Genomic DNA, 13,767 nt, shown 5'->3' on the forward strand with positions numbered 1-13,767 from the left:
CATGACCACCGACCCGCGCCCCCGCCGCCGCGCCCCCGCCGGAGCCGCCGTCCTGCGCGAGGACGTCACCGACGCGATCCGCCGAGCCGTCTTCGAGGAGCTGGCCGCGGTGGGGTTCGCCCGGATGTCGATGGAGGGGATCGCCCGGCGCGCGGGCGTCGGCAAGACCGCCGTGTACCGCCGCTGGAAGTCCAAGCTGGCGCTCGTCCTCGACCTGGTCTCGGCCGTCGCCGTCCAGGGCATGCCCGCCCCGGCGACCGGCTCGCTCCACGGGGACGTCCGGGCCGTGCTCGAACTCGCCGCGTACGCCCTGCGCCACCCGGTCGCCTCGCAGGTCATCCCGGACCTGCTGGTCGAGGCGGCCCGCAATCCGGAGATCGCCGACACCATCAAGGCCGCCCTGCTCGACCCGCAGCAGGGCATCGCCGCCGTGGTCGTCCGGGACGCCGTGGCCCGGGGCGAGCTGCCCGAGGGCAGCGACCCCGACCGGGCGCTGGACCTGATCGTCGGCCCGCTCTACTGGCGGCTCGCCGTCGTCCGCACCCCGCTCCCCGCGGGCTACCTCGACGAACTGGCCACCGCCGCCGTCGCCGCCCTGCGGAGCTGACCGCCCCGCTCCACCGGGCCTTCGGTGAGGCAGACCGGTGAAGGAACGCGGCCGTTCAGGTCGTGCCGCCGTGCCGTCACCGCCGCCTCGCCCGGATGCGGGCGCGCCGTGCCTACGTTGCGATCATGACACTTCCCCGTACACGCCTCGCGGGCGCGGCGCTGGCGGTCTCCGCCGCGCTGTTCCTCACGCCCTCGGCCCCTGCCTTCGCGACCGACCCGGCGACCGCACGACAGGCCGGGTCGCGGACCTTCGTCTTCACCGGAGCCCCGGAGTCGTTCACCGTCCCCGCGGACGTCTGCTCGCTGTCCGTCACCGCGTACGGAGCGGCCGGCGGGACCGGCCAGTACAACGTGCCGGGCGGCGGCGGTGCCGAGGTGGCCGCCACCCTGGACGTGACGCCGGGGCAGGTGCTCACCGTCGACGTCGGGGGCGCGGGCCACGGCGGGGACGACCCCCTGGCACCCACCCTGGGGGGCTATGGCGGTGGCGGCACGGGTGGCGCCTACCGGGTGGACGGCGAGATCAGAGGGATCGCCGCCGGTGGCGGGGGCGGCCGCACGGTCATCAGCAGCGGGGCGGTCCCGCTGATCGTGGCGGGCGGCGGAGGCGGTGGAGGCGGGTCCTTCTTCTCCTCGGCCATCGGCGGCGGAAGCGGCGGCAGGACCGGTCAGCCCGGCACCGGACTGCCCGGGGACGACGAGGGCAAGCCCGGCCGGTCCGGCGGCGAGGGCGGCCAGGGCGGCATCAACGTCCCGACGCCCGACCCGAACGGCCAGAACGGCTCGCCGGCCGTGGGGCCGGTCGGCGGACGCGGCGGCGACAACACCGGCGACCCGCACGGCGGCGTCGGCGGCGGAGGCGGCGGCGGGGCGACCGGAGGGGGCGGCGGAGCCGCGTCCCCGACCGACCACAACAGCGGGGCCGGCGGCGGCGGAGGGTCCAGCACCGGGCCCGCGAACGCCACCTTCGTCACCGGGGCCCGCCGGGGCGACGGCGAGGCCGTCCTCCAGTGGCAGCCCTGCCCCGTCCCGCCCGGCCGGCTGACCGTCACGAAGACCGACGAGGAGACCGGGAAGCGGCTGCCGGGCGCGGTCTTCCAGCTGTGGCGGGAGACCAACGGCATCGACGGGCTCCAGACCACGGGCCCCGACCCCGACACCCGGACCGGCGGCGCCTGCGCCACCGACGCACAGGGCCGGTGCACCTTCGGCGACCTGGAACCGGGGACGTTCTACCTGCAGGAGACCGCCGTCCCCGAGGGGTACGAGCTGCCCCGGAACCCCGTCACCGGCCCCCTGGAGCTGACCGCGACCCACCCCGAGCTCGCCACCACCGTCACCAACACCCGGCCCGAACCCTGTGAGGGCAAGAGCTGCAAGTGACCCCGGTCCGGCCCGGGAGGCGCCCGCCTCCCGGGCCGTCGGACCGCCGTCTACTCGGCCAGCAGCCGGTCCGCCACCCGGGCCGCCGCCGAACCGTCGTCCAGATCGCAGAAGTCCCGGCGGAAACTCCCATACGCCGCCGCGTGGCGCGCCGCCGACGCCTCCAGCGCGCCCCGGTCCCGCAGCAGCGCGGCGATCTCCGCCGCACCGGCGAGCAGCGGGCCCGGCGCCCGCTCCTCGAAGTCCAGGCAGAAACCGCGCACCGTGTCGCGGTAGTGCGCCAGATCGCTGGTGTGGAAGACCATCGGGCGGCCGGTGAGCGCGAAGTCGAAGACCAGGCCCGAGTAGTCCGTGATCAGCACGTCGGCGATCAGCAGCAGCTCCGCGGTGTCCGGGTGCGCCGACACGTCGAGGACGTCCGGCCGCTCGGGCACGCTCCCGACCACCCGGGGGTGGCGGCGCACCAGCACCGTGTGGACGCCGCCGACGTGGCGCGCCAGCACGGCCGGGTCCAGCGCCGGGGCCCAGCGGTAGTGGGGCCGCCCGCCCGGCCCCGGACCGGGGTGGATCAGATGGTCGCGGTAGGTCGGCGCGTACAGCACCACCCGGCGGCCGTCCGGGATGCCCAGCCTGCGCCGCACCCGCTTCGCGATCCGGTCGCGGTCGGCCGAGAAGAGCAGGTCGTTGGCGGGGGAACCGGCCTCCAGCACCTCGCCCCGGTAGCCGAGCGCGTGCCGCAGCAGCCCGGTGGCATGGCTGCTGGGGGAGACCAGGACCGACCACTGGGCCGAGCGGTGCGCCAGGGTGGCGAGCTCCAGATGGTCGGCGTACGGGGTGCCGGCCAGATCCGTGCCGAAGCGGCCGAGCGGGGCGCCGTGCCAGGTCTGCACCACGGTCTGGCCCGGCCGCCGCTCGAACCACTCGGGCAGCTGGTCGGCGGTGACGATGCGGCGGCACCGCGCCAGCGCCTCGTACCAGGCGGTGCTGTGCTCGACGACGGGGACGGCGGTCGGCGGGACGTTTCTGTGCACGCCGTCGGTGACCCAGAGCTGTTCCGAGGCCACGCCCCGGCGCAGCAGCTCGGCGTGGACGGCGCGCGGGGAGTCACCGCCCGTGTACAGCACCGCGTCCCGCATCGGCATCGCGCGCCGCGACGGGTAGTGGCGCCCGCGCAGCTCCGCCCCCCGGTACGCGCCCCGGTCGCCCGGTGCCAGCACCGGCCCGGCCCGCACCGCGAGCCGGTCGCCCGCACACCGGTCCAGGGCGAACTCCCGCCCCGGCACCAGCGCCCCCGCCACCGGCCCGCTCCGGCGCAGCGGCAGCCGGGCGGCGAGCGAGGTCAGCACCCGCACCGGCCGCCCGCCCAGCGCCGCCTCCCAGTGCCCCTCGCGCAGCCCGGCCGCGACCGAGGGCGCGAGGAACGCGGTGAACCGGCGCCCGCCACCGCCCCCGTCCCGCGCCTCGCCGTGGGTGACCGGCACCGACACCGTCTCCCGCAGCACCGCGTGCCGCAGGACCAGCCGGTCCGGCCCCTCCTCCTGACGTAATCCGGTCCCGGCACCGGTCACGCCCTCCACCCGCAGCGCCCCGTCCGGCGTCCACACCGCGGCGTCCACGAACGGCTGCCCGCTCAGGTCCAGCACCAGCTCGCCCACCGCGTCCGCCACCACCGGCGGCGCCGACTCCGGGGCCGCCGCGAGCGGCACCCGCGCCCCGTCGGCCAGCACCAGCCGGGCCCGCCACCGCCCGAAGGGCTCCGGCTCCACCTCGCGCGGCGCCCGGTGCGGGGCCGGGGGCACGGCCGCCATCCCGGCCAGATCGGCGAGCGGGACGCGCACCGTGAAACGGCCGTCCGGGCGGCACTCCACCGGGTGGCCGAACTCCTGGTCCTCCACCCCCTCGCAGCTCAGCACCAGGGCCGTGGGCCGGTTGTCCCCGTACAGCCGGCCGGTCAGCTCCAGGTCGCGGCCGAAGCGGTGGTACTCGCACCGGGCGGGCAGCTGGGCCAGGGTCAGCCGGAGGCGCCCGTCCGGGTGGTCGAGGACCGCCCGCCGCCCGTCGCCCAGGTCGTGGACGAGCGGCAGGCCCGTCGCCGGCCCGGCCGCGCGCACCGCCACCCGGCGGGCCGTGCCCTGCGCGGCCACCATCATCCCCACCAGCCAGCCACCCGGCCGCAGCCGGCGCGGATCGACCGTCATCTCGAAGCCCGCGTGCTGGTAGCCGTGCACCTGCTGGCCCGAGTCGACGGTCGCCTCCGGGGCGGGCACCCCGCGCACCGGCACCGTCCGCAGCTGCTGCCCCCGGGTCGCCCGCACCATCCCCACCCGCATCGACTGGCGCGGCGAGGCGGCCGGCAGGTTGCGGATGTACGCGTAGCCGCGCAGCCGCAGCTTCCCGTCCTCGCTCCACCGCGCCTCCGACAGCCGCGCCACCGCCGGGAGGTCGGCCCGGGTCAGCCGGGCGGTGTCCGGGACGGCCGGGAAGACGGCCTGCCGCCGGCCCGGCACCCCGCCGACCGTGAACGTCCCGGCCCCGTTGCCCCGTTCGAAGGCGAGCAGCTCCAGCAGATCCGGCAGCCGCCGCTCCTTCACGAGCTGCCACTTGACCCTCAGCTCCACCGGGAGCTCGTGCGCCACGCTCCGGTCCGCGCGGCCCGCCCCGTCCATCCGCTCCATCCGGTCCAGGAACGCCCCGGCCCCCGCCATGAACGCCTGCCGGTACCCCGCCCCGCCCAGCGGCAGCTCCTCCAGGAGACAGGCGAAGTCGTCGCGCAGGCACGAGAGGTCGTAGCGGCGCCGGGCCGCCGCGTTCGCCACCCCGCCCCGGCCCGCCAGGAACGCGCTGACCTGCTCGCACGCCGCGATCCTGTCCCGTACGTCGGGCGCGTCGGTGCGCCGCCGCACCGTCCGGCCCTCCCGGAGCCGCCAGTAGTGGACGTGCTCGTGCAGCACGTCCACCGCACCGGCCAGATAGTGCGCCGGAATGATCACCGGGGGGTCCTCGTGGGTCCGGCCCTCCGGGAAGGCGAAGCCGTGCCGGTCCCAGAACGAGCGGCGGAACACCTTGTTCCAGGACGGGCGGTCGGCGAGCAGCCGCGGCTCCCGCCCGATGTGGGTCCGGGCCCGGCTGTCGGTCATCCAGCGGTACGGGCGGGCCTGCCGGCGCCCCTGCTCGGTCAGCCACCACACGTTGCCGGTCGCCAGGTCGGAGCCGGTCGACTCCAGCGAGGCCAGCATCCGCGCGTAGGCGTCGTGCACCACGATCCCGTCGCCCCCGGCGAACGCCAGGTACGGCACGCCCGGAGTGGTGAACCGCACCCCCGTGTTGCGGGCCGCGCCCGGACCGCCGCCGGGATGGCAGATCCGGCGGAAGCGCCGGTCACGGGCGGCGAACCCCTCGGCGACCGCCGTGCCGCGCTCCGTCGCGCCGTCGTCCACCACGACCACCTCGATGTCCGTGACCGACTGCTCGGCCACCGAACGCAGGCAGTCCTCCAGATGGTCCGCGTGGTGGTGGACCGGGACGACGACACTGAGGCGCGGTTTCATGTACGGACAACACGGGCGAACGCCCCGGGTCACCGGCACTGACCCGAACGGGTGACGGCGCGAAAGGCGCGAGGTTGCCGCGCGACCGCGCCCGGCCGATGCGCCCCGATGCGTCGAGGGCCACGTCACCCGTGCGCCATGGCGGTGGTGGGGGCGCACGGAGCCGGTCCGGGACGGCAACCGGGGCGCCACCGGTTCACCCGTTCGGGAAAGACCGCCACCCCTCGGTGGTGACCCCCGGGCCGCCGCGAGGTTGAGAGGTACGGACCCCAGGCCCCGAGGAACGGACGTGCCCGCCATGCCGCCACGGCTCAGTGTCGTCGTACCCGTCCACAACGTCGCGCCCTGGCTGACGGAGTGTCTGCGGTCCCTCGCGGAGCAGACCCTGGCCGATCTGGAGGTGGTCGTCGTCGATGACGGATCCACCGACGACAGCGCCGCCCTGGCCGCCGCCTTCGCCGCCCGGGACGGCCGGTTCCGGCTGGTCGGCCAGGGCAACGGCGGCCCCGGACACGCCCGCAACACCGGCGTGCGCCACTGCGACCCCGGCGCCCGCCACCTCGCCTTCGCCGACGGCGACGACGTCCTGCCGCCCCACGCGTACGAACTCCTCACCGCCACCCTGGACCGGACCGGCTCCGACCTCGCCACCGGCCAGGTCCTGCGGCTGACGGCCGACGGCACGCTCGGCCCCGCACCCGGCCCCCGCCGCGCCCCGGCCACCACCCGGCTGCGCACCCACATCTCCCGCCACTGGGAGCTGGCCGCCGACCGGACCGTCTGCAACAAGGTCTTCCGCCGCTCCTTCTGGGACGAGCACGCCTTCGCCTTCCCGTCCGGCACCCGCTCCGAGGACCTCCCCGTCGTGCTGCCCGCCCACTTCCTGGCCCGCGCCGTCGACGTACGGGGCGAACCCGTCCACCACTGGCGCGAGCGGGACACCGCCGCCGGCACCACCGGCCCGCCCGCCGACGTACGCGGCCTCCAGGACCGGATCACCCAGCTCCTGGCCGTCTCCGCCTTCCTCGACGAGCACCGCGGCCCCGACGACAAACGGCGCTACGAGACCCATGCGCTCAGCCACGAGCTGGCCCCCTTCATGGCGGCGCTCCCCGAGGGCGACGAGGCATACCGGCGCGCCTTCCTCACCTACGCCAACGAGTTCACCGACCAGGTCGACCCGGCCGTCCTCGGCGCCCTGCCGCTGCCCGCCCGGCTGCTGTGGCACCTGGTGCGCGAACGGCGGACCGGCGAGCTGCTGGCCCTGATCGCCGACGAGCGGGCCGAGCCGGGCGCGTTCACCGTCCGGGGCACGGTCCGCCGCACCGCCCACTACCCGGCCCTCGTCCGGCCGGTCCCCGGCCCCCTGCTGCGGCTCGGCGCGCGGGACCTGCCGTTCACCGCCCGGCTGCGCGCGGCCCACTGGCGGGACGGCCGGCTCCACCTCACGGGGGACACCCACCTCCCCGGCGGACCGGGGCCCGGCGGACCGGGGCCCGGCGGCGTCCGGACCGGCTGGCTCCGCGCCGCCCACCACGCACCGGTGCCGCTGCGGCTGCGCACGGACCGGACGCCCGGCCGGAACCCGTACGGCCGGGACCGCGCGGCCTTCGAGGCCGTCGTCGACCCCGCCCGGATCCGCCCCCGCCCCGGCGGCCGCGAACGGACCTCCTGGTACCCGGAGATCGGCCTCGCCGGCCCCGGGCTGCTGCGCCGCGCCGCCCTCACGGCGGACCGCCCGACGCCACCGCCGCCCGTCCACCGCCCCGACGGCGACCACCGGATCGTGCCCGCCTTCGACGACGACGGCGCGCTGGTGCTGCACGCCGAGCGGATCGGCGCCCGCTTCGAGACGCACCGCGCGGGCACCGCTGCCGACTCCACCGCCACCGTGGTCATCGACGGAATGGTCCGCGACGGCGTCGGCCCCGGCCCCCTTCGCCTCACCCTCACCCACCACCCCTCCGGCACCGTCCTCGACCGCCCCGTGACGGTGCACGACGGAGCCGTCCCCTCGGCGGCGGGCTGGCGGCGCTTCACCACGGACCTCCCGCTCGCCGCCCTCGCCGCCGCCCGGCCCGCCCCCGCGCCCGGGACCGACCGCGCCCGGATCCGGTACCGGCTGAGGCTCGTCGGGCCGGACGGCCGCCGCACCCCGCTCGACGTCCCCGGACCGGTCCTCCCCGGCGACTACCCGCTGGCGGGGGACGACGACGGGCCGCGCGCCCTCGGCCTGGCCGCCGGGGACCGGGGCGATCTGCTGATCGACGACCACGCGGCACGGCCGCACCGAGCCGGATTCCACGGGCCGCCCGATTCCCGCGCCACGAAGGCACCGTAAGGAATTCATAAGGACGCCCCAAGGGATTTACGAGGGACGGACCCGGGACGGCTTTCCGTGCCGCGCTGAACCATTCGGGTGACACTCCACCGCGCGAAATGCGGATGTCCGGTGCATTCACGTAATGGTCCGCACAAGTGCGGCCTTCGATACGTCGCTCAGCGTCCTCGGGTTGCTACGTTCTGCTTTCATGGGTATCCGAACGCGGTACGAGACCTGGAACGTGCCCCGCGCGAGAGCGGCGGTACTCGTCGCCGCTGCCGCCGGTCTCCTCATCCGCATGCTGATCGCGGCGAATATGCGCGGGCCGGCCGATGTGCACATCTTCCGCGGATTCGCGCGGGCCATCGTCCAGTACGGTCCCCTTCGGATCTACGAACAGCCGCTTCCCGGACTGCCCGTCTACAACCACCCGCCGCTGGCCGGATGGATGCTGCTCGGCCTCAATGAACTCTCCGAAAGGGGCATCCCCTTCGGAACGTTGATCAGGGCCCCCGCCTCGATCGCCGACTTCTTCTGCGTACTCGTCGTGTTCGAGATCGTGCGCCGCCGCGCCTCCCTCGGCACCGCCGTCGCCTGCGGGATCGGCGTGGCCGCCAGCCCCCTGCTGATCGCCACCTCCGGCTACCACGGCAACACCGACGAGGTCGCCATCACCTTCGCCCTGCTCGCCGGCCATCTGCTGGTGGACCGGAAGGCGCCGCTGCTCGCCGGGGTGGCCGCGGCGCTCGCGATCAGCGTCAAGTTCGTCCCCGTGGTGGTGGTCCCGGCGCTGTTCGTCGTCGCGCTGCGGGCGGGCCGGCCGGCGCTCCTCCGCTTCACCGCGGGCTTCACCGCGCTGTTCGCCCTGGTCTGGGGGCCGGTCCTGGCGACCGTGCCGGAGAACCTCAAGGAGAACGTGCTGGAGTACGCCGGCGGCGGCTTCCGGCTCTGGGGGCTGGTGCGGTTCGCCGACCTCTTCGGGCTGCCGGACTCCTTCATCACCTTCATCGAGGGCGACGGCCACTTCCTCTTCGTCCTGGCCTGCATGGCGGCCGGGGTCTGGCTGGCCTGGCTGCGCCCCGCCCAGGCGCCCGTCGTCGTCGGCGTCGTCATGGGCCTGCTGCTCCTGCTCTCCACCGCCTCCGCGCTCCAGTACCTGACCTGGCCGGCCGCCGGGCTGTTCGTCGTCGGCTTCTGGCCGGGCGCCGCGTACAGCTGCGCGCTCGGGGTGACCGCCGTCCTCGGCTACCGGGGCCGCTCCGCCGTGCGCTGGAACGAAACGGTGCTGCACTTCGCCGAGTTCGGCTGGCTGGTGCTGGCCGCCGCCCTGGCCGTCGGCGTACGCACGGTCCTCGCCGCCCGCCCGGACCGGCCCGGCGAACCGCCCGCCGGGAAGAGCCGCCTCGCCGCCCCGCGCACCTCCCACCCCACCGGCTCCACCGTCAACTGAACCTCCCCCACGCATCCCCCCACGCACCCCGAGCGACTGGAGAACGCCCCGTGACGGAAAGCCCGAGCCCCAGGATCGGCATCCTGGTGGTCGCGTACAACGCCGAGACGACACTGGAGCGGACCCTCGACCGCATTCCGGCGGATTTCCGGTCCAAAATCGCCGAGATCCTCATCCTCGACGACGCGAGCCACGACGCGACCTTCACCGCGGGCTGCCGCTGGTCGCAGACCGAGGGAATGCCGCGGACCTACGTCATGCGGCACACCAAGAACCTCGGATACGGCGGCAACCAGAAAGCCGGATACGCCCTGGCCGCCGAGCACGGGCTCGACATCGTCGTCCTGCTCCACGGCGACGGACAGTACGCCCCGGAATTCCTCCCCGACATGGTCGCGCCGATCGAACGCGGCGAATGCGAGGCCGTCTTCGGTTCACGGATGATGAAATCCGGGTCCGCCCTCAAGGGCGGCATGCCGATGTACAAATGGCTCGGGAACCGCATTCTCACCCGGGTGGAGAACACCCTGCTCGGCTCCCGGCTCACCGAATTCCACTCCGGCTACCGCGCCTACAGCGTCGCCGCGCTCAGGAAACTGCCGATCCACCGCAACACCGACGCCTTCGACTTCGACACCCAGATCATCGTCCAACTGCTCGACGCCGGGATGCGGATCAAGGAGATCCCCGTCCCCACCTACTACGGCGACGAGATCTGCTACGTCAACGGCATGAAGTACGCGAGGGACGTCGTCAAGGACGTCCTCGAATACCGGCTCGCCGTCAAGGGGTTCGGCACCTGCGGCTGGATCCCCAAGCCCGTCGAGTACGCCTTCAAGGAGGGCGACGGCTCCTCGCACGCCGTCATCCTGGAGCGGATGCGCTCGCTGCCGCCCGGCCGGGTCCTCGACCTCGGCTGCTCCGGCGGCCTGTTCGCCCGGCGCCTGGAAGCCCTCGGCCACGAGGTGACCGGCGTCGACTACGTCGAGGTCCCCGGCGTGCGCGAGAACTGCACCCACTTCCACCTCGCCGACCTGGAGGAGGGGCTGCCGGCCGGACTCGGCACCGACTACGACTACGTGGTCGCCGGAGACGTCATCGAGCACCTCTCCCGGCCCGACCGGGTGCTCACCGGGATCGCCGACGTGCTGCGGCCCGGCGGCCGGGTCCTGCTCTCCGTGCCGAACTTCAGCCACTGGTACTCCCGGATGCGGGTCGCCCTCGGCGCCTTCGGCTACGACCGGCGCGGCATCCTCGACGAAACGCATCTGCGCTTCTTCACCCGGGCCAGCCTGCGCCGCACGGTCCGGGACGCGGGCTACGACGTCCTCGAACTCACCTCGACCGGGGCGCCCTTCTGGTCACTGCTCGGCGGCGGTCCGCTCGCCGGGGCGCTGGGCGGCGCGTCCAAGCTGCTCACCCGGATCAGGCCGACGCTGTTCGGCTATCAGCACGTCGCACTGCTCACCCCGCACGCGGCCGAGACGATCATCGCTGGAGAGCACGTCGATGTTCAGGACATCCTCAACCGACAGTACGTCCCGGCCGCCGACCGGGTCGGTGTCTGAGCCCGCCGTACCCCGTCCCACCCCCGCGCCCCGGGCGCCGGAGCCGGAGCGGCGGCCGCCGGGCCCCGCAGTCAGGAGCAGGACCTTGACCCTTCCCAGTCTGACGCTGCTGCTGTTCGCCGTGTTCTCCTCGGCGGGCGGCCAGATCATGCTCAAGCACGGGATGAAGACCGCCGCGGCCGCCGCGGACCACGGCGGCGGTTCCGTCGCGATGCGGGCGGCGACCAGCCCCTGGGTCGTCCTCGGGCTGCTGGTCTTCGGGGTGTCCGCGCTGGCCTGGATGGCGACCTTGGCGAAGGTGCCGCTCTCCATCGCCTATCCGTTCAACGCCCTCGGCTATCTGCTGATCGTGCTGGCCGGGGCGACCGTGCTGCACGAGCGGACCTCGATGTGGACCTGGGGCGGCTCGCTGCTGGTGATCGTCGGCCTGATCACGGTGATGGCCGGACAGCAGCGCTGACGGCCAGGGTCTTCCGTTTGGATCAGGCCGGACGAGGGCCGTACGGGCCCGGGACGTCCCCGGACCCGTACGGCCCCCGCCGCGCCGACCGCTCGGCCGGTCCCGCTACTTGACCGCGCCCGCCATCACTCCGGAGACGAAGTGGCGCTGGAAGGCGAAGAAGACCGCAAGCGGGATCACCATCGACACGAAGGCGCCCGGCGCCAGCACGTCGATGTTGTTGCCGAACTGCCGTACCTGCTGCTGGAGGGCGACCGTGATCGGCGGTGAGCCCGAGTCCGCGAAGATCAGCGCGACCAGCATGTCGTTCCACACCCAGAGGAACTGGAAGATCCCGAGCGAGGCGATCGCCGGACCGCCGAGCGGCATCACGACCCGGGTGAAGAGCCGGATCTCGCCCGCCCCGTCCAGCCGGGCCGCCTCCAGCAGCTCCCGGGGGATCTCCGCGAAGAAGTTCCGCAGCAGGAACGTCGCGAACGGCAGGCCGAAGGCCGTGTGGAAGAGGACCACGCCGAACGTCGTCTCGAAGATCCCGACCGCCCCGAACAGCTTGGAGACCGGGACCAGCGCGACCTGCACCGGCACCACCAGCAACCCCACGACCAGCAGGAACCACCAGTCGCGGCCGGGGAAGTCCAGCCAGGCGAAGGCGTATCCGGCCAGCGAGCCGATCACCACCACCAGCACCGTCGCCGGCACCGTGATCATGATCGTGTTGAGGAGCGAGCCGGTGATGGTGGAGTTCTCCAGCAGCCGGGCGTAGTTGTCGAAGGTGAGCTGGGTGGGGGCCGTGAAGACCTTCCACCAGCCGCTCGACGCGATGTCGTCCGCGCCGCGCAGCGAGGACAGCAGCAGCCCCACCGTCGGCATCAGCCAGAACAGGGCCACCAGGACCAGGAAGACCCGCACCGCGCCGCCGCCCACCCGGGCGGCGAGCCGGGCGCCGAGCGACCGCCCGGCCTTCGTCGGGGCGTCCCCGGCGGTCGTGCGGGTGGCCGTGGACGCTGCCGTGGTCGACGGTGTCGTCATCGGCGCCCCTCCTTCCGGATCCGGCGGATGTTCACGTACATCACCGGGAGTACCAGCAGCAGCAGGAGTACGGCGATGGCGCTGCCGATCCCCAGATCCGCGTCCGTGCCGAACGACGAGCGGTAGAGCTGGAGCGCCAGCACGTTCGCGTCGGCCTGCGAGGAGCCCGGCGCGATGATGAAGACCAGGTCGAAGACCTTCAGGACGTTGATCATCAGCGTGACCAGCACCACCGTCAGCACCGGTGCCAGCATCGGCACGGTGATCCGGCGGAACACCTGCCACTCGTTCGCCCCGTCGACCCGGGCCGCTTCGAGGAGTTCACGCGGCAGCCCGGCGAGCCCCGCCGCGATCAGCACCATCGCGAACCCGGCCCACATCCAGACGTACGAGCCGATGATCCCGGGCGTGACGAGCGCCGGGCCCAGCCACTCCACCCCGTTGTACGGCTCCGCGAAGTTCGAGGCGGGCAGCCGGAGCAGGGCGCCGTCCGCCGCCGCGGGGAGGGCGAACGTGCCGTCCGCGGCCGCCGTCGCCGAGGCGACGACCTTCCCGTCCTTCACCGCCTCGACCTTCAGCCCCTTGAGGCCCAGCTCCTTGGCGTCGATGACGTCGGGCCGCCCGCCACCGCCCCGGGTGAAGTCCAGCCAGGCGGTGCCGGAGACCGCGCCGCCGCCCGCCGCGGCCTCCTTCGCGGGCTTCGCGTCCTTCGGCATGTCCGCCGGGGCCACACCCACCAGCGGCAGATGGACCGGCCGCCCGGCCCGTACCGGCTCCTTGGTGACGAAGGAACCGCCCCCGCCCGCCTTGACCGGGTGGACGGGCAGCGGGTGCGCCTTCGGGAAGCTCGACGACTCGTTGAACGTGTCGTGCACCCCCACCCAGACGGCGTTGGCCACCCCGCGCTCCGGGGCGGCGTCGTACACCAGCCGGAAGATGATCCCCGCGGCGAGCATGGAGATCGCCATCGGCATGAACACGACGAGCTTGAACGCGGTGCCCCAGCGGATGCGCTCGGTGAGCACCGCGAAGATCAGCCCGAGGGCGGTGGAGACCGTGGGTGCCATTACCACCCAGATCGCGTTGTTCTTGATCGCCGTACGGATGGTGTCGTCCGTGAACAGCGCCTTGTAGTTGTCGAGTCCGGCGAAGCCCGTACCCGCCTGGTCGAGGAACGACCGGTAGACGGAGTACACGATCGGATAGACCACCAGCGCGCCCAGCAGCACCAGCGCGGGCGCCAGGAAGAGCGCCGCGACCAGCCGACGGGTCCCGGTCACGCTCCGGCCGCGCGGCCGGCGGCCGGAGGACCGGTCGTCGGGCGTCGGATCTTCGGACATGTGCGTGTCGGCGGGGGGCACCGCTCCGGCGCCCCCCGCTGCGGCTGTCGTCATCGC

Annotated in this window: 9 protein-coding genes; 6 read left to right on the top strand and 3 right to left on the bottom strand. The window is 74.2% G+C overall.

Annotated features, from left to right (window positions below):
- Position 1 precedes the first annotated feature (1 nt).
- Both ACF08W_RS14275 and ACF08W_RS14280 read left to right on the top strand, forming a co-directional pair.
- Entirely contained in the window at positions 2 to 607 is a 606-nt protein-coding gene (locus ACF08W_RS14275) for a TetR/AcrR family transcriptional regulator (RefSeq protein WP_392279380.1), read from the top strand.
- A gap of 125 nt (positions 608 to 732) precedes the next feature.
- Positions 733 to 1,992: a prealbumin-like fold domain-containing protein gene (locus ACF08W_RS14280; protein ID WP_392279381.1), complete on the top strand. Its 1,260-nt coding sequence runs from the start codon at positions 733 to 735 to the stop codon at positions 1,990 to 1,992.
- Positions 1,993 to 2,042: 50 nt separating this feature from the next.
- Here ACF08W_RS14280 and ACF08W_RS14285 read toward each other — a convergent pair whose 3' ends face one another.
- Entirely contained in the window at positions 2,043 to 5,540 is a 3,498-nt protein-coding gene (locus ACF08W_RS14285; RefSeq protein WP_392279382.1) for a CDP-glycerol glycerophosphotransferase family protein, read from the bottom strand.
- Positions 5,541 to 5,838: 298 nt separating this feature from the next.
- Between ACF08W_RS14285 and ACF08W_RS14290 the strand changes: the two genes are divergently transcribed.
- From ACF08W_RS14290 to ACF08W_RS14305, 4 genes are all read left to right on the top strand, one after another.
- Positions 5,839 to 7,881 (top strand): glycosyltransferase family 2 protein, encoded by a 2,043-nt coding sequence (locus ACF08W_RS14290; protein ID WP_392279531.1) that lies wholly within the window; start codon positions 5,839 to 5,841, stop codon positions 7,879 to 7,881.
- Between the two features lie 190 nt (positions 7,882 to 8,071).
- Positions 8,072 to 9,313: a glycosyltransferase family 39 protein gene (locus tag ACF08W_RS14295; protein WP_392279383.1), complete on the top strand. Its 1,242-nt coding sequence runs from the start codon at positions 8,072 to 8,074 to the stop codon at positions 9,311 to 9,313.
- A 50-nt stretch (positions 9,314 to 9,363) separates the two neighbouring features.
- A complete protein-coding gene (locus tag ACF08W_RS14300; protein ID WP_392279384.1) occupies positions 9,364 to 10,881 on the top strand; it encodes a methyltransferase domain-containing protein in 1,518 nt (505 codons plus the stop codon).
- Between the two features lie 85 nt (positions 10,882 to 10,966).
- Positions 10,967 to 11,341: a hypothetical protein gene (locus ACF08W_RS14305; protein ID WP_352273653.1), complete on the top strand. Its 375-nt coding sequence runs from the start codon at positions 10,967 to 10,969 to the stop codon at positions 11,339 to 11,341.
- Positions 11,342 to 11,446: 105 nt separating this feature from the next.
- Here the strand turns inward: ACF08W_RS14305 and ACF08W_RS14310 are convergent, their stop codons facing one another.
- Together ACF08W_RS14310 and ACF08W_RS14315 are read right to left on the bottom strand one after the other, a co-directional pair.
- On the bottom strand, positions 11,447 to 12,370 hold the full coding sequence (locus ACF08W_RS14310; RefSeq protein ID WP_392279385.1) for a carbohydrate ABC transporter permease: 924 nt from the start codon (positions 12,368 to 12,370) through the stop codon (positions 11,447 to 11,449).
- The gene (locus ACF08W_RS14315) at positions 12,367 to 13,764 is read right to left on the bottom strand and encodes a carbohydrate ABC transporter permease (protein ID WP_392279386.1); all 1,398 of its coding nucleotides are present in this window, start codon (positions 13,762 to 13,764) and stop codon (positions 12,367 to 12,369) included. The genes ACF08W_RS14310 and ACF08W_RS14315 overlap by 4 nt, the downstream gene beginning before the upstream one ends.
- Positions 13,765 to 13,767: the final 3 nt, after the last annotated feature.

This window comes from Streptomyces sp. NPDC015144 (assembly GCF_043079735.1).
In the GTDB taxonomy this organism is placed as follows: domain Bacteria; phylum Actinomycetota; class Actinomycetes; order Streptomycetales; family Streptomycetaceae; genus Streptomyces.

What these genes read in the sequence shown, in the direction of transcription:
- ACF08W_RS14280 (WP_392279381.1), top strand. Translation starts at nt 733, where the DNA reads ATGACACTTCCCCGTACACGCCTCGCGGGCGCGGCGCTGGCGGTCTCC.
- ACF08W_RS14315 (WP_392279386.1), bottom strand. Translation starts at nt 13,764, where the DNA reads ATGACGACAGCCGCAGCGGGGGGCGCCGGAGCGGTGCCCCCCGCCGAC.
- ACF08W_RS14275 (WP_392279380.1), top strand. Translation starts at nt 2, where the DNA reads ATGACCACCGACCCGCGCCCCCGCCGCCGCGCCCCCGCCGGAGCCGCC.
- ACF08W_RS14310 (WP_392279385.1), bottom strand. Translation starts at nt 12,370, where the DNA reads ATGACGACACCGTCGACCACGGCAGCGTCCACGGCCACCCGCACGACC.
- ACF08W_RS14285 (WP_392279382.1), bottom strand. Translation starts at nt 5,540, where the DNA reads ATGAAACCGCGCCTCAGTGTCGTCGTCCCGGTCCACCACCACGCGGAC.
- ACF08W_RS14290 (WP_392279531.1), top strand. Translation starts at nt 5,839, where the DNA reads ATGCCGCCACGGCTCAGTGTCGTCGTACCCGTCCACAACGTCGCGCCC.
- ACF08W_RS14295 (WP_392279383.1), top strand. Translation starts at nt 8,072, where the DNA reads ATGGGTATCCGAACGCGGTACGAGACCTGGAACGTGCCCCGCGCGAGA.